This is a genomic window from Streptomyces sp. NPDC005574, from assembly GCF_040605435.1.
Classification (GTDB): domain Bacteria; phylum Actinomycetota; class Actinomycetes; order Streptomycetales; family Streptomycetaceae; genus Streptomyces.
In genome coordinates this window covers 106,779-126,149 of the sequence record NZ_JBEXCW010000002.1, presented here as the reverse complement: position 1 = coordinate 126,149, position 19,371 = coordinate 106,779, and the positions used below count along the sequence as shown (strand labels likewise).

The 19,371-nt window shown below is 72.4% G+C and carries 15 protein-coding genes; 10 read left to right on the top strand and 5 right to left on the bottom strand.

What is annotated here, in order from left to right; genetic code table 11:
- Nucleotides 1–19: 19 nt before the first annotated feature.
- Nucleotides 20–607 (bottom strand): Uma2 family endonuclease, encoded by a 588-nt coding sequence (locus ABZT03_RS02240; RefSeq protein WP_356032296.1) that lies wholly within the window; start codon nucleotides 605–607, stop codon nucleotides 20–22.
- 112 nt (nucleotides 608–719) lie between these two features.
- On the opposite strand from ABZT03_RS02240, the gene thpR reads away from it, so the two are divergent.
- Nucleotides 720–1,292, top strand: coding sequence for an RNA 2',3'-cyclic phosphodiesterase (gene thpR / locus ABZT03_RS02235; protein WP_356032293.1), 573 nt, complete (start codon nucleotides 720–722; stop codon nucleotides 1,290–1,292).
- Between the two features lie 142 nt (nucleotides 1,293–1,434).
- On the opposite strand, the gene ABZT03_RS02230 is transcribed toward thpR, so the two are convergent.
- A complete protein-coding gene (locus ABZT03_RS02230) occupies nucleotides 1,435–2,427 on the bottom strand; it encodes an aldo/keto reductase (protein WP_356032291.1) in 993 nt (330 codons plus the stop codon).
- A gap of 56 nt (nucleotides 2,428–2,483) precedes the next feature.
- Nucleotides 2,484–3,158 (bottom strand): SGNH/GDSL hydrolase family protein, encoded by a 675-nt coding sequence (locus ABZT03_RS02225; RefSeq protein ID WP_356032285.1) that lies wholly within the window; start codon nucleotides 3,156–3,158, stop codon nucleotides 2,484–2,486.
- A gap of 88 nt (nucleotides 3,159–3,246) precedes the next feature.
- On the opposite strand from ABZT03_RS02225, the gene ABZT03_RS02220 reads away from it, so the two are divergent.
- The gene (locus tag ABZT03_RS02220; RefSeq protein ID WP_356032282.1) at nucleotides 3,247–4,218 is read left to right on the top strand and encodes a WD40 repeat domain-containing protein; all 972 of its coding nucleotides are present in this window, start codon (nucleotides 3,247–3,249) and stop codon (nucleotides 4,216–4,218) included.
- 212 nt (nucleotides 4,219–4,430) lie between these two features.
- On the top strand, nucleotides 4,431–5,951 hold the full coding sequence (locus ABZT03_RS02215; RefSeq protein WP_356032280.1) for a cellulase family glycosylhydrolase: 1,521 nt from the start codon (nucleotides 4,431–4,433) through the stop codon (nucleotides 5,949–5,951).
- Nucleotides 5,952–6,195: 244 nt separating this feature from the next.
- On the opposite strand, the gene ABZT03_RS02210 is transcribed toward ABZT03_RS02215, so the two are convergent.
- Nucleotides 6,196–6,681 carry a hypothetical protein gene (locus tag ABZT03_RS02210; RefSeq protein WP_356032278.1) on the bottom strand — a complete coding sequence of 162 codons (486 nt, stop codon included), beginning with the start codon at nucleotides 6,679–6,681 and terminating at the stop codon, nucleotides 6,196–6,198.
- A gap of 170 nt (nucleotides 6,682–6,851) precedes the next feature.
- Nucleotides 6,852–7,970: a phosphoserine transaminase gene (serC, locus tag ABZT03_RS02205; RefSeq protein WP_356032276.1), complete on the bottom strand. Its 1,119-nt coding sequence runs from the start codon at nucleotides 7,968–7,970 to the stop codon at nucleotides 6,852–6,854.
- A gap of 135 nt (nucleotides 7,971–8,105) precedes the next feature.
- Here serC and ABZT03_RS02200 point away from each other — a divergent pair, with 135 nt between their 5' ends.
- From ABZT03_RS02200 to ABZT03_RS02170, 7 genes are all read left to right on the top strand, one after another.
- Complete coding sequence (locus tag ABZT03_RS02200; protein WP_356032273.1) at nucleotides 8,106–11,033, top strand: FAD-binding and (Fe-S)-binding domain-containing protein; 2,928 nt, start codon at nucleotides 8,106–8,108, stop codon at nucleotides 11,031–11,033.
- 235 nt (nucleotides 11,034–11,268) lie between these two features.
- A complete protein-coding gene (locus tag ABZT03_RS02195) occupies nucleotides 11,269–11,400 on the top strand; it encodes a hypothetical protein (RefSeq protein WP_356032271.1) in 132 nt (43 codons plus the stop codon).
- 140 nt (nucleotides 11,401–11,540) lie between these two features.
- The gene (locus ABZT03_RS02190) at nucleotides 11,541–13,727 is read left to right on the top strand and encodes an ABC transporter ATP-binding protein (RefSeq protein WP_356032268.1); all 2,187 of its coding nucleotides are present in this window, start codon (nucleotides 11,541–11,543) and stop codon (nucleotides 13,725–13,727) included.
- 117 nt (nucleotides 13,728–13,844) lie between these two features.
- Complete coding sequence (locus tag ABZT03_RS02185) at nucleotides 13,845–14,792, top strand: EamA family transporter (RefSeq protein ID WP_356032265.1); 948 nt, start codon at nucleotides 13,845–13,847, stop codon at nucleotides 14,790–14,792.
- A 507-nt stretch (nucleotides 14,793–15,299) separates the two neighbouring features.
- The gene (locus ABZT03_RS02180) at nucleotides 15,300–16,094 is read left to right on the top strand and encodes a TIGR03084 family metal-binding protein (protein ID WP_356032262.1); all 795 of its coding nucleotides are present in this window, start codon (nucleotides 15,300–15,302) and stop codon (nucleotides 16,092–16,094) included.
- On the top strand, nucleotides 16,091–17,776 hold the full coding sequence (locus ABZT03_RS02175; RefSeq protein ID WP_356032259.1) for an acyclic terpene utilization AtuA family protein: 1,686 nt from the start codon (nucleotides 16,091–16,093) through the stop codon (nucleotides 17,774–17,776). Before ABZT03_RS02180 ends, ABZT03_RS02175 begins: the two co-directional genes overlap by 4 nt.
- Nucleotides 17,773–19,371, top strand: a complete 1,599-nt coding sequence (locus ABZT03_RS02170; protein WP_356032256.1) for a carboxyl transferase domain-containing protein — start codon at nucleotides 17,773–17,775, stop codon at nucleotides 19,369–19,371. The genes ABZT03_RS02175 and ABZT03_RS02170 overlap by 4 nt, the downstream gene beginning before the upstream one ends.

Below are 19,371 nucleotides of genomic sequence, written 5' to 3'. Positions count from 1 at the left end.
TCCGGCGCGTGTGCGGGCGTCAGTCGCGGGGGAAGGCGTCGGTCCTGAGCGTGAGACCGACAACGGTGCCGGCGAGGTCGACGTCGTCTCCGAAGGAGACTCTCGTCTCGATCGCGTAGTCGCCGTCCTTGGGGTGGACGTAGAGACGGCAGGTGCCCTGGTAGGGGTCGGCGACGAGGTACACCGGGACCTCCGCCAGCGCGTACGCGGTCTTCTTGGGACCGTAGTCGTTGGCGGCCGTGCCCCGTGAGATGACCTCGGCGACGAATTCGACGTCCTCATGGCGCCAGCGGCCCTCGTCGTCCTTCATGGCCGACGCCCTGAGCATGGCGACGTCGGGGCAGAAGCCGTTCTGGTGGCCCGGAAAGTCGATGCGTACGTCCGAGAAGACCTTGACGTCCATCCCGAACCTGTCCTCGACGGCCCGTACGATCCGACGAATGATCTCCCAGTGGGTGTCGCGCTGCGGCGTCATGTGAACGTTGCCCCCGACGATCTCGACCCTGAATCCTTCGGGGACGGGCATCCGTTCAAGCCGCTCGAACCATTCGTCCAGGCGCTTGGTGTTGGCGTCGGCCATGGCGATCCTGTCGTCTACGACGGTCATCGTGGCGCTCCTCCCCGGCTGCTCCGTGGACGAGTGCAGCCGCGCGCTTCAACGATACGCACGGTGACCGGGACGCGCCCGGACGCGAGGGCCCGGCGGGCACACTGACCCCATGAGACTCTTCGCCGCCGTACTGCCCCCCGAGGACGTGGCCGACGAACTCGCCGTGCGGGTGGCCGAGTTGAGGAAGCTGCCCGGGGCGGCGGAACTGCGCTGGACCGGCCGCCCCGGCTGGCACTACACCCTCGCCTTCTACGGCGAGGTCGACGAGGACCTCGTCCCCGGCCTGTCGGCCCGTCTGGAGCGGGCCGCCCACCGCAGCGCCCGGTTCCCCCTGTCCGTGCGCGGCGGCGGCCAGTTCGGCCACGGCAAAGTGCTGTGGGCGGGCGCCGGGGGAGACCTCCCGGCCCTGCGGCTGCTGGCCGACCGGGCCGAGGCGGCGGCGCGCCGGGCGGGTGTGCCGATGGGGGAGCACCGGCGCTACCAGGCCCACCTGACGGTGGCCCGCAGCCGTGAGGCGGCCGACGTCCGCGCCTGCGTCGAGGCCCTCGGCGCGTTCGAGAGCAGGACCTGGACGGTGGCGGACCTCGCGCTGGTCCGCAGCGACCTGCCCGTGTCGGGCGCAGTGGGGGAGCAGCCCCGCTACGAGGTGGTCGCCCGCCGGCCGCTCGGTGCGGCCGGTTAGGCTCGAATACGTGGACCCGAAAACCCGAAACCGGATCATGGCCGGTGTGCTGGTGCTGTTGTTCGTCGTGGTGGCGGTGGCGGCGGCGGTCGGCAGGTAACCGCCGCGGCCACGCCCTGCCGGGTCACCGGCGCCACCGGTCCTACCAGGCGAAGGCCTCCGGCGAGGGCCCCGGGCCCGGGAAGATCTCGTCCAGCCCGCTCAGCAGTTCCTCGCTCAGCTCCAGCTCGACCGCGCGCAACGCCGAGTCGAGCTGCTGCGCGGTGCGCGGGCCGACGATCGGGCCGGTCACACCGGGCCGGGTGAGCAGCCAGGCCAGCGCGGCCTCGCCGGGCTCCAGACCGTGCTTCTCCAGCAGGTCCTCGTACGCCTGGATCCGGGCCCGCGCGGCGGGGTCGGCCAGGGTGTCGGCGGCCCGGCCGGAGGCGCGGCGACCGCCCTGGGTCTCCTTCTTGATGACCCCGCCGAGCAGGCCGCCCTGGAGCGGCGACCAGGGGATGACCCCGAGGCCGTACTCCTGCGCGGCCGGGATGACCTCCATCTCGGCGCGGCGTTCGGCCAGGTTGTAGAGGCACTGCTCGCTGACGAGGCCGATCGTGCCGCCGCGCCGGGCGGCGATCTCGTTGGCCTGCGCGATCTTGTAGCCGGGGAAGTTGGAGGAGCCGACGTAGAGGATCTTGCCCTGCCGGACGAGGGTGTCGATCGCCTGCCAGATCTCCTCGAAGGGGGTGCTCCGGTCGACGTGGTGGAACTGGTAGACGTCGATGTGGTCGGTCCGCAGCCGCTTCAGGCTCGCGTCGACGGCCCGCCGGATGTTGAGGGCGGAGAGCTTGTCGTGGTTGGGCCAGGCGTCGCCGTCGGCGGCCATGTTGCCGTAGACCTTCGTGGCGAGCACGACCTTGTCGCGCCGCTCGCCGCCCTGGGCGAACCAGTTGCCGATGATCTCCTCGGTGCGGCCCTTATTCTCGCCCCAGCCGTAGACGTTGGCCGTGTCGAAGAAGTTCAGCCCCGCCGCCAGCGCGGCGTCCATGATGGCGTGGCTGTCGGCTTCGTCGGTCAGCGGTCCGAAGTTCATGGTGCCGAGGACGAGTCGGCTGACCTTGAGTCCCGTGCGTCCGAGCTGCGTGTACTTCATGGTCCTCAAGCCAACGGCTTGAAGTGCGCTCTATGCAAGCGGGTTCGCGGGTCCGCTCAGCCGTGGTACGGCCCGCCCAGGCCCCACGCCTGGTACATCGTGTCCGCGAAGGCCGCCGCGATCCGGTGCTCGCCGCTCGCGTTGGGGTGGGTGCCGTCGTAGGTGTGGGTGAGCAGGTCGTACGGCTGCGGCGGCGAGGCCGGCAGCAGGGGGGAGCGCCGCTCGTCCAGGTCGGCGACCGCCTTCGCCAGCAGCTCGTTGAAGCGGGCGACCTGCGCGGCGAAGGCGGGCTCCGACTCGGCGCGGACGTTCGGGATCACCGGCAGCACCACCATCCGGATGCCCGGGTTCGCGGCGCGGGCCGCGGTGACGAAGGCGTGCACGTTCTCCGCGGTCTGCTCCGCGTCGGTGTAGAAGCCCAGGTCGATCAGGCCCAGGGAGACCAGCAGGACGTCCGCCCGGTGCGTGCGGACGGCCTCGCCGATCAGCGGGGCCATGTGCACCCAGCCCTCGCCCCAGCCCGCGAGGTGGGCGCGCGGGAAGTCGGGGTCGGCGTACGCGAGCGAGGTGGGGGCGTCCGTCGCCTTGTCGTGCAGGGTCTCGCGCGGGCCGACGAGGGCGAACGGACCGCCGTACGTCTCGCACAGGTGCCGCCACAGCCGGTAACGCCATGTGTGTTCGCCTGCGCTACCGATCGTCTGGGAGTCGCCGACGGGCATGAACCTGAGCATCCGCTCATGATGGACGATCAGCGCGGGAGGCGGGGTGTGAGGCCGGACACGCCCGCTGAACCACCGCCGGGGATGGCAGGCTTGGGCCATGCGTCGCTCCCTTGCGTTCCTTGCCGCCGGTCTCCTCACCGGCGTGCTCGCCGTGCCCGCAGCCGCCGCCGGCGGTGACGAGGGGTTCACCATCAAGGACCCGAAGATCACCGAGTCCAGTGGCCTCGCCGCCTCGCACCTGCACCCCGGGATCTACTGGACGCACAACGACAGCGACGACGGCCCCTACCTCTACGCCGTCGACAGCGCCACCGGGCGGACCGTCGCCACGATCACGCTGAGCGGCATCGGCACGCCCCGGGACGTCGAGGCCGTCTCCATCGGACCGGACGACCAGATCTACGTCGGTGACATCGGCGACAACCTCGGCGGCAGCTGGCCCTACGTGTGGGTGTACCGGCTGCCGGAGCCGAAGAAGCTCCGCGACCAGACGGTCAGGGCCACGCAGTACGTCGTGAAGTACTCCGACGGCGCCCGCGACGCCGAGTCCCTCGTGGTCGACCCGAAGTCGGGGCGCCTCTACATCATCGACAAGAACGAGAACGGCGGCCACCTCTACCGGGGCCCGGCGAACCTCTCCGCGTCCGGCGCGAACATCTTCAGGCCCGTCGCCGCCGTCGACCTGTGGGCCACCGACGCCGCCCTCTCGCCCGACGGCCGGCGGCTCGCCGTCCGTGGCTACTTCGGCGGCATCTGGTACGACTGGAACAAGGGGAAGATCAAGCGCGAGGGCCGGCTCGACGTGCCCCTGCAGCGGCAGGGCGAGTCCGTAACCTACTCCGCCGACGGCACGAAGCTGATGTACGGCACCGAGGGCACCGACAGTGCGGTGGCGGCCGAGGACGCGCCGGGCGGTGGAGGCTCCGAGTCCCCTTCTGGTGGCGGGAGTTCGAGCGCCTCCGGTGGGCAGGGCGGGGGCGGTACGAGCGGGAACGTCAAGGTCGGCGCCTTCGCCCTGGCCGTCGCGGCGGCCGTGATCTTCGGCTTCCGCCGGCTACGGCGGAGGTGAGCCGACCGGTCCGGCGGAGGTGAACCGACCGGTCCGGCGGAGGGGAGCCGGCCGGTCCGGCGGAGGGGAGCCGGCCGGTCCGGCGGAACGAGGTCTGCCGGATGGCTTGACGGGGTCATGCCCTGTCAGTTTCCTGGGGGATGCGTGGTGTGATGGGAGCGCTCCCATCGCGTTCCGGGCCCGCGCCTCCCCTCCCGAGAGGAAGCAGCGACATGTTCCGCAGCCTGCGAAGAGCGCTGTGCGCCGCCGCCGCGGTGCTCCTGTTACCGACGGCCGGTGCCCTCACGGCGCACGCCGAGACCACCGCGAACACCGCCGCGCCCGGTGCCGGGTACTGGCACACCAGCGGCCGCCAGATCCTGGACGCGGCCGGACAGCCGGTCCGGATCGCCGGGATCAACTGGTTCGGCTTCGAGACCGCCAACCACGTCGTCCACGGCCTCTGGTCCCGCGACTACAAGAGCATGATCGACCAGATGAGGTCGCTGGGCTACAACACCCTGCGGCTGCCCTACAGCGACGACATCTTCAAAAGCGGGACCGTCCCCGACAGCATCGACTTCTCCGGCGGAAAGAACGCCGATCTCCAGGGCCTGACCTCGCTCCAGGTCCTGGACAAGCTCGTCGGCTACGCCGGCCAGGACGGCCTGAAGGTCATCCTCGACCGGCACCGGCCCGACTCCGGCGGCCAGTCCGCGCTCTGGTACACCGCGGCCGTCCCCGAGTCGACCTGGATCGCCAACCTCAAGGCGATCGCGACCCGTTACCGGGGCCAGGACACCGTGGTGGGCATCGACCTGCACAACGAGCCGCACGATCCCGCCTGCTGGGGCTGCGGCGACCAGGCGACGGACTGGCGGCTCGCCGCGCAGCGGGCCGGCAACGCGGTGCTGTCCGCCAACTCCGACCTCCTGGTCTTCGTCGAGGGCGTGCAGACCTTCAACGGCGTCTCCGGCTGGTGGGGCGGCAACCTGATGGGCGTCGCCCAGTACCCAGTGCGGCTCGACGTGCCGAACCGGGTCGTGTACTCCGCCCACGACTACGCCACCAGCGTCGCCCAGCAGAGCTGGTTCAGTGATCCCACCTACCCGGCCAACCTGCCCGGCGTGTGGGACAAGTACTGGGGCTACATCTTCAAGCAGAACCTCGCACCCGTGTGGGTCGGCGAGTTCGGTACGACCCTCCAGTCGGCGGTCGACCAGAAGTGGCTGTCGGCGCTGGTGACCTATCTGCGCCCGACGTCGACGTACGGCGGCGACAGCTTCCACTGGACGTTCTGGTCGTGGAACCCCAACTCCGGTGACACCGGCGGCATCCTGAAGGACGACTGGTCGTCCGTGGACACGGTGAAGGACGGCTACCTGGCGAGCGTCAAGGCACCGGGCTTCCCCGGCACGGGCGGCGGCGGGGGAGACGGCGGCGGTGGCGGTACGGCGGCGTGCGGTGCCGCCTACACCGTCAGCAGCGACTGGGGCGGCGGCTTCAACGCCGAGGTGAAGGTGACCAACACCGGGACGACGGCGATCAGTTCCTGGAAGGTGACCTGGACCTGGAGCGGCGCCCAGAAGGTCACCAGCATGTGGAACGCCTCCTACACCCAGAGCGGTGCGAGCGTCACCGCGACGAACGCCGCCCACAACGGCGCCCTCGCGGCGGGCGGTTCGGCGAGCTTCGGCTTCGGGGGCGCACCCGGGGGCGCCGGGGTGCCGGCCGTGACCTGTACGGCGACATGAGGAGAGGCGCCCGGTCCCGGCCGGGCGCCTCGCGGGGCCGCACGGGGCGCCTTCAGCCGGTGGTGGCGGGGTGTTTCGGTGGCCGGTCGAGCGTCCGTGCGCATGATGACCCAGGCGCGGTAGGTGTTCTCGGGTGCCTGCTGGGCGAGGCTTCCCCAGCCCTTGGCCGAGGCAGCGTCCGTGAAGCGGACCTCCCAGTGTCCTTCCGGTGCCGGCGGTGCGGCGCGGTCGCCGCGACCCGCGCTCACGCAACGTCCTGCGGGTCCGGTACAGGCACGGGGCCGTAGTCCTCGTCGTGGTCCCGGGTCAGCGCGGCCAGCAGTTCGGGGTCGGAGTGGATTTCGGCCGTGTGCTGCCACGCGATCAGCATCTGGGCGACGGACGCGCTGTTGCCGACCGAGTCGGCGGCCCGCATGGTGTCGACCAGTTCCACGGCGAAGGTGTGGACGTCGGTCTCGGGAAGGAAGCGGACCCATGGAAACGCGTCCGGCAGTATGTCCAGGAGCAACTCCATGCTGCCGGGCTCCCTGCGCGCCAACGCGGTCAGTATCCGGGTGGCGGCCGACACCACGGTCTGGTCCTGCTCGGCCCGTGCCGCTGTGGTCAGGACCAGGTCCTCACCGTCTCTCCGGTGCAGCAGCAGCCGCGACGATTCCTTGAGTCGGGCGAGCGTCTGCTTGTTCTTGTTCACCAGCTCGGAGAAGTTCACGGCCGCGTTGTCGGGTGCCATGACTTTGAAACTACTTCGAAACTCCGCGGTCCGCCATCACCCGAATGAGGGGCCTCGTGCAGTACGTCTGGTCGTACGACGCCGGCGGAGGGGTTCCGGTGAAGGGCGATGCGCAGCTCGAAGGGGCGCCCGGTGCTTGTCGGGCGCCCCTCATCGTCGTACCGAAGGGGTCAGAGCTTCTCGATGACGTAGTCGACGCACTTCGTCAGGGCCTCGACGTCCGCCGGGTCGACCGCCGGGAACATCGCGACGCGGAGCTGGTTGCGGCCCAGCTTGCGGTAGGGCTCGGTGTCGACGACGCCGTTGGCGCGCAGCACCTTGGCGACGGCGGCCGCGTCGATCTCGTCGGCGAAGTCGATCGTGCCGATGACCTGCGAGCGCTTCGCCGGGTCGGTGACGAACGGGGTCGCGTACTTGGACTCGTCGGCCCAGCCGTAGAGGCGGGTCGAGGAGTCCTTGGTGCGGGCCGTCGACCAGGCGAGGCCGCCCTGGCCGTTGAACCACTCCAGCTGCTCGTTGAGGAGGAAGAGGGTGGCCAGCGCCGGGGTGTTGTACGTCTGGTTCTTGCGGGAGTTGTCGATCGCCGTGGGCAGGCTGAAGAACTCCGGGACGTGGCGGCCGGACGCGTGGAGGCGCTCGGCGCGCTCGATCGCTGCGGGCGAGAAGACGCCGATCCACAGGCCGCCGTCGGAGGCGAAGGACTTCTGCGGGGCGAAGTAGTAGACGTCGCTCTCGGCGATGTCGACCGGGAGGCCGCCGGCGCCGGAGGTGGCGTCCACGAGGACCAGGGAGCCCTCGTCGGCGCCGGCCACCCGCCTGACCGGGGCGGCGACACCGGTGGAGGTCTCGTTGTGGGTGAGGGCGTAGACGTCGACGCCCGCCTCGGCCGAGGGCTCGGGGTGCGTGCCCGGGTCGGACGCGATCACGGTGGGCTCGGCCAGCCACGGGGCGAGCTTGGCGGCCTTCGCGAACTTGGAGCTGAACTCGCCGAAGCTGAGGTGCTGCGACTTGTTCTCGATCAGGCCGTGGGTCGCCACGTCCCAGAAGGCGGTGGAGCCGCCGTTGCCGAGGACGACCTCGTAGCCCTCGGGGAGCTGGAACAGTTCGGCGATGCCCTCGCGCACCTTGCCGACCAGGTTCTTGACCGGCGCCTGGCGGTGAGAGGTGCCGAGGAGGGAGGTTCCGGTGGCGGCCAGGGCGTCCAGCGCCTGTGTCCGCACCTTGGAGGGGCCAGCGCCGAATCGACCGTCGGCGGGCTTGATGTCAGCGGGAATCCGGATCTCAGCCACGGGGGGAGCGTAGCGGCTGGGGGAAACCTGGTCGAAACGTAGTCCGTCGGGTGAGACGGCCGTCCACCTGCGCGTCGCCGTAGGCCATGGCCTGTGCACCTGCCCCGGGCGCCGCGTTCCTGGTTTCCTGGACGTATGACGGATCTTGAGGCCGAGCTGCGCGGGGCCGTCCGCGGTGACGTCCGCTTCGACGTCACCGCCCGCGCCCTGGTGACGATGGACGCGTCCAACTACCGGCGGGTCCCGCTCGGTGTCGTCGCCCCCCGGGACGCCGACGACGTGGCCGCCGTACTGGAGGTGTGCCGGTCGCACGGCGTGCCGGTGGTGCCGCGCGGCGGGGGAACGTCGATCGCGGGGCAGGCCACCGGCACGGGCGTGGTGCTGGACTTCACCCGGCACCTGAACCGTCTGGTGTCGCTCGACCCCGAAGCGCGGACGGCGGTCGTGCAGCCGGGGCTGGTCCTCGACCGGCTCCAGGAGGCCGCCGCCCCGCACGGGCTGCGCTTCGGACCGGACCCCTCCACGCACAGCCGCTGCACGCTCGGCGGGATGATCGGCAACAACGCGTGCGGCGCGCACTCGGTGGCGTGGGGGACCACGGCGGACAGCGTGCGGGAGCTGTCGGTGCTCACCGCGCGCGGTGAGCGGCTGCGCCTCGCGGCGGGGTGGGCGGGGGCCCCCGAGGGGCTGCGGGAGCTGGCGGACAGCGAGCGGGCCCGGCTGCGGACCGGCTTCCCCGAGCTGCCCCGCCGTATCTCCGGCTACGCGCTGGACGCCCTGCTGCCCGAGAAGGGCGCCGATGTCGCCCGGTCCTTCTGCGGTTCGGAGGGCACGCTGGGCGTGCTGACGGAAGCGGTCGTACGACTCGTCGAGGCGCCCTGCGCGCGGGCCCTCGCGGTACTGGCGTACGCCGACGAGAGCGCCGCCGCCGAGGCCGCGGCCGGGCTGCTGCCGCTCGGGCCGCTCACCGTGGAGGGCATGGCGGCGGACCTCGTGCCGGCCACCGCCGACCTCCCCCGGGGCGGTGCCTGGCTGTTCGTGGAGACGGGCGGCGGCACGGAGGCCGAGGCACGCGCGCGGGCGGAGGCGGTCGTCCGCGCGGCCGACGTCGTGGACGCGCGGGTGGTGACCGACCCGGCCGGGCAGCGCGTGCTGTGGCGGATCAGGGAGGACGCGAGCGGTACGGCGACACGGATGCCCGACGGCTGCGAGGCGTGGCCCGGCTGGGAGGACTGCGCGGTCCCGCCGGCCCGACTGGGCGCCTACCTGCGGGACTTCAGGGGCCTGCTGAGCGCTCACGGGCTGCGCGGGACGCCGTACGGGCACTTCGGGGACGGCTGCATCCACGTCCGGATCGACTTCGACCTGCTGACCCCCGCGGGCGTCGGCCGCTTCCGCCGGTTCTCCGAGGAGCTCGCCGACCTGGTGGTCGCGCACGGTGGCTCGCTGTCGGGGGAGCACGGGGACGGGCAGGCGCGGGCGGAGCTGCTGCCGCGCATGTACGGGCCCGAGCTGGTGGGGGTGTTCGAACGGGCCAAGGGCATCTGGGACCCCGACGACCTGCTCAACCCGGGCATGCTCGTGCGCCCCGCCCCGCTCGACACCCACCTCCGCTTCTCCGTCCTGCCGTCGGCACCCGTGGACGTCGCCTTCGGCTACCCGGCGGACGGCGGCGACTTCCCGGCCGCGGTCCGCCGCTGCGTGGGCGTCGCCAAGTGCTGTACGGCGTCCGGGGCCGGGACTTCCGTGATGTGCCCGTCGTTCCGGGCCACCGGCGAGGAGGAGCACTCCACGCGCGGGCGGGCCCGGCTGCTGCACGAGATGCTCGCGGGCGAGCTGGTGACCGACGGCTGGCGCTCCACGGAGGTCCGCGACGCGCTGGACCTGTGCCTGTCCTGCAAGGGCTGCCGGTCCGACTGCCCGGTCGGCGTCGACATGGCCACGTACAAGGCGGAGTTCCTGCACCACCACTACGCGGGCCGGCGCCGGCCCGCCGCCCACTACGCGATGGGGTGGCTGCCGGTGTGGCTGCGGGCGGTGGCCCGCACCCGCACGGCGGCGGTGGTCAACGCGCTCGCCTCCGTACGGCCCCTCGCGCGGATCGCGCGGCGGCTGGGCGGGATCGCGCCGCAGCGGGAGGTGCCGCGGCTGGCGACGGAGACGTTCAGCCGGTGGTGGGGGCGGCGGAAACCGGCACCCACCGCTGCCCCGGACGCCGCCACCCGCGACACCGCTGGCGCCGGTGACGTCCGGGCCGGCGGTGACCTGGTGATCCTCTGGCCGGACACCTTCACCGAGCACCTCTCGCCCGCCGTCGGCCGGGCGGCCGTACGCGTCCTGGAAGCGGCCGGGCTGCGGGTGGCGCTCCCGCCGACCCTGCGGCTGCGCGCGGCCCCGGTGGGCGACGGCCGGACGGTCGCCCTCGACCCCGTGTCGCTCCTGCGGGGGCGGGGGCGGGTCTGCTGCGGGCTGACGTACGTCTCCACGGGCCAGCTCGACCGCGCCCGCACCGTCATGCGCCGCACCCTCGACCTGATGGAACCGGTCCTCGACACCGCCGCCCCGGTCGTCGTCCTGGAGCCCAGCTGCGCCGCCGCCCTCCGCACGGATCTCCCGGAACTGCTGCACGACGACCCGCGCGCGGCCCGCCTGGCCGCCCGGGTCCTCACCTTCGCCGAGACCCTGCGGCGGCACGCCCCCGACTGGACCCCGCCCCGCCTCGACCGCCCGGTGGCCGGCCAGACCCACTGCCACCAGCACGCGGTCCTCGGCGACACCGCCGACCGCCGGCTGCGCGCCGCCGCCGGCCTGACCGGCGAACTCAGCGGCGGCTGCTGCGGTCTGGCCGGCGACTTCGGCTTCGGGAAAGGCCACTTCGAGGTGTCGCGGGCCTGCGCCGAGGAGCACCTGCTGCCCTCGGTGCGGGGCGCGGCAGACGGCACGGTGATCCTGGCGGACGGCTTCTCCTGCCGCACCCAGCTGGAGCAGCTGGCGGGTGTGCGGGGGCGGCACCTGGCGGAGGTGCTGGCGGACGGGCTCGGGCCCGAGAACCCGGTCCGTTGAGCAGGCGCTATCAGTCGGTTCTCAGGTTCGGAAAGCAACTCCCAGGTTTTCCAAGGGTATTCACAGCGCTATTTTGCCGTTTCTTGCGGTCGCCCCGATGGGAACCGTGTAACTTTCTCGGTGTCGGGAATTCCTCGGACCTACTGATGCGGTGCAATCGCATAGTGGGCATCACGCACAGTGCATCGCATGCAGTGCATCGCATATCGCACACCGCATATCGCAAGGAGTCGAAATGAGCTTCAAGAAGCTTGCCCCGCTGCCCCCGAAGCCCAAGTCGAAGCAGCTGCCGCCCCCGCCGAAGCCGAAGCCCAAGAAGCACCACGCCAAGCCGGTGCCCAAGCCGATCCCCGGCCACGACAGCTGACACGGCGCCGAGCGGGAGGGCCGATGGTGCACCGTCGGCCCTTTTCGCTTTCGCTTTTCCAGCTCCTGCATTTCTGGGTTCCTCGAATTCTGCCGGACTGTTCGTGACCTGAATCCGCGTTCACGTGAAAGGGCTGTGGAATGGATGACGACGGCGAGGGCGACGACGGCCTCGAACATGAAACCCCCACCATCCCGGCCCGTACCGCGTTCCACCGTTTCTGGCCCCTCACCAAGGGTCTGCGCGGCAGACTGGCCGCCGTCTGGCTGTGCACGGTGCTCGCCGCGCTCGCCGAGACCGAGGCCATCCTGCTCTTCGCCGAACTCACCGACCACGCCCTGCGGCAGGGCTCGCCGGCCGCGTTCTGGCGGCCGGCCGTGGAGTGGCTGGGCGTCGCGGTGGCCGGCGCGCTCGTCGCGTACACCGGCAACTCGCTGGCCGCCTGGCTCACCGAACGCTTCGTGATGCGGCTGCGCGAGCAGGTCTTCGACCACGTGCAGCAGTTGCCGCCGCACTTCTTCCAGCGCCACCGCCAGGGCGATCTGCTGTCCCGGCTCACCGGTGACATCGAGGCCATCGAGACGATGGTCGTGTCCGGCCTGGTGGGCGCGGCCTCCGCCGTCTTCAGCGCCCTCTTCTATGCGGCCGCCGCGGTCTGGCTGCGCTGGGAGCTGGCCGCCGCCACCTTCGTCCTCGCCCCGCTGTTCTGGCTCGCGGCCCGCCGCTTCTCGGGCTCCATCAAGTCCGTCGCGCGCGAGGGGCGTGTCGCCGACGGCGCGATCACCTCCGTCGTGGAGGAGTCCCTCGGCAACATCGTCCTCACCCAGGCGTATGACCGCCGGGACGCCGAGCGCCGGCGGCTGCACGAGGAGGCGAGCGCCTGGTTCCGGGCCTCCGTCCGCGCGACCCGGCTCAACGAGGCGTACGAGCAGCTCGTGCAGGTCATCGAGACGGTGTGCGTGCTCACCGTGATCGGCGTCGGCGCGTGGGAGATCTCCACCGGCCGCATGACCCTCGGCCAGCTCCTCGCCTTCGCCGCGTTCCTCGGCTACCTCTACCCGCCCGTACGGGGCCTGGCCCAGCTCGGGCTCACCGTCACCGCGGCCACCGCGGGCGCCGAGCGGCTGATCGAGATCCTCGACGTACGGCCCTCGGTCGGCGACCCCCGGCACGCCTCCGACACCGGCCGGCCGGACGGCCTGGTCGAGGTACGGGACGTCTCCTTCCGCTACCCGGGCGCGGACACCGCCGCCCTGGAGGGCCTGTCCTTCGCCGTCAGCCCCGGCGAGCTGGTGATCGTCACCGGCCCGAGCGGCGCGGGCAAGTCCACGGTCTCCAAACTCCTGCTCCGCTTCTACGATCCCGACGCCGGCGCGGTCACCCTCGACGGCGTGCCGCTGCGGGACTTCCCGCTGGCCCGGCTGCGGGAGTACGTCACGCTGCTGCCCCAGGAGACGCTGGTCCTGCACGACACGGTCCGCGCGAACATCGCCTGCGGCCGGGCCGGCGCGAGCGACCAGGCGATCGAGGACGCGGCGCGGGCCGCGGACGCGCACGAGTTCATCATGCGGCTGCCCGACCGCTACGACACCCGGATCGACCCCAACTCGGCCCGTCTGTCCGGCGGTCAGCTCCAGCGCCTCGCGATCGCCCGCGCCATCCTGCGGGACGCGCCCGTCCTCGTCCTCGACGAACCGACGACCGGCCTCGACGCGATGGCCGCCCGCCGGGTGGTGAAACCGCTGCGCCGGCTGATGGCCGGCCGTACGACGATCATGATCACCCATGACCTGAACCTCGCCCCCGACGCCGACCGCATCCTGGTCGTCGACCGGGGCCGCATCGTCGAGACCGGCCGCCACGACGAACTCCTCGCACGGGCGGGCGCGTATGCCCGGCTGCACCGCTCCCAGAACAACGCGGCCATGGACACGGGGGAGCTGCGCCTGCCGCTGTTCACGGAGGGCGGGCAGTGGCCCGCGCCTGCGCCTGTTCCCGCGCCGGGCCATGCGTCTGCGTCTGCTTTGGCCTCCGCTCTCGCGCAGGGTTGGCAGCGGGGGGCCGCTCCGGTGGAGGACTGGCAGCAAGGGGCCCTTCCGGTTCCGGTGGAGGGCTGGGGTCAGCAGCCGGTGCCGGTGGAGGACCGGGTACAGCCGCCACCCGGTCCGGTGGAGGGCTGGGAGCACCCGGTGGGGAACTGGGAGTACCAGGCTGTTCCGGTGGGGGATTGGGTGCAGCGGCACCCTGGCGACCACCCTGCCGCCCACCCCGACGGTCGCCCGCTGTTCCGCGACGAGGTGCCGACGAGCCCCTGGGACGGAACCTGACCGGAGGCGAGACGGGGACAGTGGCAAAAAGGGTTCACACACCTGACGAAGTCCATTACCGTGGACTGAGTCGTACAGTGAGATGAACGAACCCGTGCCGAGTCCCCGGAAGGTCCCGTGAGTACCCCCAGCGCCATCCCGACGGCCGCCCCCGCGACTGCCCCCTCCGGAGCCCCACGGCGCCGGGGTGCCCTCGGACCGGTGGGACTGGTGCTCGCCGGCGGGGTCTCCGTGCAGTTCGGCGGCGCGCTCGCCGTGACCCTGATGCCACGGACCGGTGCGCTGGGCGTGGTGACCCTGCGCCTGCTGGCCGCCGCGATCGTGCTGATGGTGGTCTGCCGGCCCCGGCTGCGCGGCCACGCCCGCGCCGACTGGGCGACCGTCGTCGTCTTCGGCGCCACGATGGCCGCGATGAACGGCCTGTTCTACCAGTCCATCGCCCGCATCCCGCTCGGCGCCGCCGTCACCCTGGAGGTGCTCGGCCCGCTGGCGCTCTCGGTTCTGGCCTCCCGGCGCGCGGTCAACGCGGTGTGGGCCGGACTGGCGCTCGCCGGTGTCTTCCTTCTCGGCGGCGGAGGCTTCAGCGACCTCGACCCCATAGGTGTCGCCTTCGCCCTGGGCGCCGGCGCCATGTGGGCGACGTACATCGTCTTCAGTGCGCGCACGGGCCGCCGCTTCCCGCAGGCCGACGGACTCGCGCTGGCCATGGCGGTGGCGGCCCTGCTCTTCCTGCCGCTGGGCCTGGTGGAGTCGGGCTCCAGGCTGTTCGACCCGACGACGCTCGCGCTGGGCTCGGCGGTGGCGGTGCTGTCGTCCGTCCTGCCCTACACGCTGGAACTCCTCGCCCTGCGCCGGCTCCCCGCCTCCACCTTCGCCATCCTCATGAGCCTGGAACCGGCGATCGCCGCGACCGCCGGCTTCCTCATCCTGGACCAGTCCCTCACCACCCTCCAGTCCCTGGCGATCGCCCTGGTCATCACCGCCAGCATGGGCGCGGTCCGCACCCAGGTGGGGCGGAGGCGGGCGAAGGCGACGGAAAGCCTGACGGACCTGGCGGACCACTGACGCACCGGACGGCTGACGCACCGGACCGCTGACCGACCGGACCGCTGACCGACCGGATCGCCGACGCAACCGGACCAGTGACGCACCGGACGGCTGACCGACGGACCGCTGACCGACCGGACCGCTGACCGACCGGATCGCCGACGCAACCGGACCACCGACGCACCGGACGGCTGACCGACGGACCGCTGACCGACCGGACGGCTGACCGACCGGATCGCCGACGCAACCGGACCACCGACACACCGGACGGCTGACGCACCGGACCGCTGACCGACCGGACCGTCGACGCAACCGGACCACCGACGCACCGGACGGCTGACCGATCGGACCGCCGACGCAACCGGACCACTGACGCGGAGCCCGCCGACGTGCGGGTGCGCCGGTGCGGAGGATCGCCGCGACGACCCGGCCCGAAATTCATGCAAGCACGCTTGATTGTTTCCTCCGCCGCTGCCATGCTCCCCCCATCGCCCCGCACACCGCCGTGCCCCGAGGGAGCGCACCGTGTCCGATCCGACGCCCGTGTTCGACGATCTGCGCGAGGAGAGCGAGGGACTGGACCGGCTCGTGGCCGGGCTGAGTTCCGAGCAGTGGTCCCTCGCCACCCCCGCGCCCGGCTGGAGCATCGCCCACCAGATCGCCCATCTCGTCTGGACCGACCGTTCCGCGCTGCTCGCCGTCACCGACGAGGACGGGTTCCGCGGGATGGTCGAGAAGGCGCTCGCCGCCCCGGACTCGTTCGTCGACGAGGGGGCCGAGGAGGGCGCCCGGCTGTCGCCCGCGGAGCTGCTGGTGCGCTGGCGGGCCGGCCGTAACGCCCTGGACCAGGCCCTGCGCGCGGTCCCACCCGGCGCCCGCTTCCCCTGGTACGGGCCGCCCATGTCGGCCGCCTCCATGGCCACGGGCCGTCTCATGGAGACCTGGGCCCACGGTCAGGACGTGGCGGACACACTGCACGTGGTCCGCGCCCCTACGGACCGTCTCCGGCATGTGGTCCGCATCGGGGTGCGGGCCCGGGACTTCGCCTTCCTCGTGCACGGGCTCACCGCGCCGGCCGAGGAGTTCCGCGTCGAACTCACCGGTCCCTCGGGGGACGTGTGGGCGTACGGCCCCGAGGGCGCCGCCCAGCGTGTCACCGGCTCCGCCGTCGACTTCTGTCTCCTGGCCACCCAGCGGGCCCACCGCGCCGACCTCGCCCTGCGCGCCGTCGGCGCCGACGCCGATCACTGGCTGGACATCGCTCAGGCCTTCGCGGGCCCGCCCGGCGCGGGCCGCCCGCCGAAGGAGGCCGGCCGGTGACCCTCCGCATAGGCAACGCCTCCGGCTTCTACGGCGACCGCTTCGACGCGATGCGCGAGATGCTGACCGGCGGCGAGCTGGACGTCCTGACCGGCGACTACCTCGCCGAGCTGACCATGCTCATCCTGGGCCGCGACCGCCTGAAGGACCCCGGCGCCGGATACGCCCGCACCTTCCTGCGGCAGCTGGAGGAGTGCCTTGGCCTGGCGCACGAGCGGGGCGTACGGATCGTCACCAACGCCGGCGGTCTCAACCCCGCCGGACTCGCCGGCGCCGTACGGGAGCTGGCCGCCCGGCTCGGCATCCCCGTCCGGGTCGCGCACGTCGAGGGCGACGACCTGACCGGCGCCCACCCCGGCAGCCTCGCCGCGCACGCCTACCTCGGCGGCCACGGCATCGCGGCCTGTCTGAGGGCGGGCGCCGAGGTGGTGATCACCGGGCGGGTCACGGACGCCGCCCTGGTCAGCGGCCCGGCGGCGGCCCACTTCGGCTGGCGGCCCGACGCGTACGACCGGCTCGCGGGCGCCGTCGTCGCCGGGCACGTCCTGGAGTGCGGGGCACAGGCGACGGGCGGCAACTACGCGTTCTTCGCCGGCCAGCAACCAGGGCGCCTGAAGCGCCCCGGCTTCCCGCTCGCCGAACTCCACGAGGACGGCACCGCCGTCATCACCAAGCACCCCGGCACGGGCGGCCTGGTCGACGTCGGCACGGTGACGGCGCAGCTGCTGTACGAGACCGGGGGCGCCCGGTACGCCGGCCCCGACGTCACCGCCCGCCTCGACACCGTGCGCCTCACCCAGGACGGCCCCGACCGGGTGCGGATCGAGGGCGTACGGGGAGAGGCCCCGCCGCCGGAGCTCAAGGTCGGCCGCAACCGGCTCGGCGGCTTCCGCAACGAGGTCACCTTCGTGCTGACCGGCCTCGACATCGAGGCGAAGGCCGCGCTCGTCCGGGCCCAGATGACGGACGCGCTCGCCACGTCGCCGCCCGCGCGGGCGCGGTGGGACCTCGTGCGCACCGACCGGCCCGACGCCCCGACCGAGGAGACCGCGAGCGCCCTGCTGCGGCTCGTCGTGCGGGACCGGGACCCGGAAGCGGTGGGACGGACGTTCACCGGGGCCGCCGTGGAACTCGCGCTGGCCAGCTACCCCGGCTTCCATGTGCTGGCGCCACCTGGAAAGGGCGCACCCTATGGAGTCTTCGAGGATGTGTACGTCCCCCATGGGGCCGTCGACCATGTGGCCGTCCTCCACGACGGACGCCGGGTCCCCGTGTCCCCGGCCCAGGACACCCTCGTACTGGAACAAGCGCCGCAGCCACCCCTGCCCGAGCCGCCCGCGCCGGCGACGGCGACCCGCAGGGCCCCGCTCGGCCGGGTCGCCGGTGCCCGCAGCGGCGACAAGGGCGGCAACGCCAACGTCGGGGTGTGGGCCCCCGCGGACGACGCCTGGCGGTGGCTCGCCCACACCCTGACCGTCGACGTGCTCCGCGAACTCCTGCCGGAGACAGCCGAGTTGCCGGTCACCCGGCACGTCCTGCCGAACCTCCGCGCCCTGAACTTCGTCGTCGAGGGCATCCTCGGCGAGGGCGTCGCCGCCCAGCACCGTTTCGATCCGCAGGCCAAGGCCCTCGGCGAATGGCTGCGCTCCCGCCACCTGGACATTCCGGAGGCTCTCCTGTGACGGTCATCGCGTCCGCCCTCGACATCGGCGGCCCCGACCACCGCGCGAACCGCGACACCATGCTCGCCCGGCTCGCCGACCTCGACACCGAACACGCCAAGGCCCTCGCGGGCGGCGGCGAGAAGTACGTCGAGCGCCACCGCGCGCGCGGCAAGCTCCTCGTCCGCGAGCGCATCGAACTCCTCCTCGACCCCGACACGCCGTTCCTGGAGCTGTCCCCGCTGGCGGCCTGGGGCAGCGACTACGCGGTGGGCGCCTCCCTCGTCACCGGCATCGGGGTCGTCGAGGGCGTGGAGTGCCTGATCACCGCCAACGACCCGACCGTGCGCGGCGGCGCCAGCAACCCGTGGAGCCTGAAGAAGGCGCTGCGGGCCAACGACATCGCGCTCGCCAACCGGCTGCCCTGCATCAGCCTCGTCGAGTCCGGCGGGGCCGACCTGCCCTCGCAGAAGGAGATCTTCATCCCGGGCGGCGCCGTCTTCCGCGACCTGACCCGGCTGTCCGCCGCCGGCATCCCGACCGTCGCCGTCGTCTTCGGGAACTCCACCGCGGGCGGCGCCTACGTCCCCGGCATGTCCGACCACGTGATCATGGTCAGGGAGCGGGCGAAGGTGTTCCTCGGCGGGCCGCCGCTGGTGAAGATGGCCACCGGTGAGGAGAGCGACGACGAGTCGCTCGGCGGCGCCGAGATGCACGCGCGCGTGTCCGGCCTCGCGGACCACTTCGCCGTGGACGAGGCGGACGCCCTGCGCCAGGCCCGGCGGGTGGTCGCCCGCCTCAACCACCGCAAGGCGTACCCCGATCCGGGCCCGGCGGCGCCCCCGAAGTACGACGCGGAGGAACTGCTCGGCATCGTCCCCGGGGACCTGAGGACGCCCTTCGACCCGCGCGAGGTGATCGCCCGGATCGTCGACGCCTCCGACTTCGACGAGTTCAAGCCGCTGTACGGCGCAAGCCTCGCCACCGGCTGGGCCACCCTCCACGGCTATCCGGTCGGCATCCTCGCCAACGCCCAGGGCGTCCTGTTCAGCCAGGAGTCGCAGAAGGCCGCACAGTTCATCCAGCTCGCCAACCAGCGCGACATCCCCCTGCTGTTCCTGCACAACACCACCGGCTACATGGTCGGCAAGGAGTACGAGCAGGGCGGCATCATCAAACACGGCGCGATGATGATCAACGCGGTGAGCAACAGCCGCGTCCCGCACCTGTCCGTCCTCCTGGGCGCCTCCTACGGCGCCGGGCACTACGGCATGTGCGGCCGCGCCTACGACCCCCGCTTCCTGTTCGCCTGGCCGAGCGCCAAGTCCGCCGTCATGGGCCCGCAGCAGCTCGCCGGCGTCCTCTCGATCGTCGCCCGGCAGTCGGCGTCCGCGAAGGGCCGCCCCTACGACGAGGACGCGGACGCCGCCCTGCGCGCCATGGTGGAGCAGCAGATCGAGTCCGAGTCCCTGCCGATGTTCCTGTCCGGGCGGCTGTACGACGACGGCGTCATCGACCCGCGCGACACCCGTACCGTCCTCGGCCTGTGCCTGTCCGCCATCCACACGGCGCCCTACGAGGGTGCGCGCGGTGGCTTCGGCGTCTTCCGGATGTGA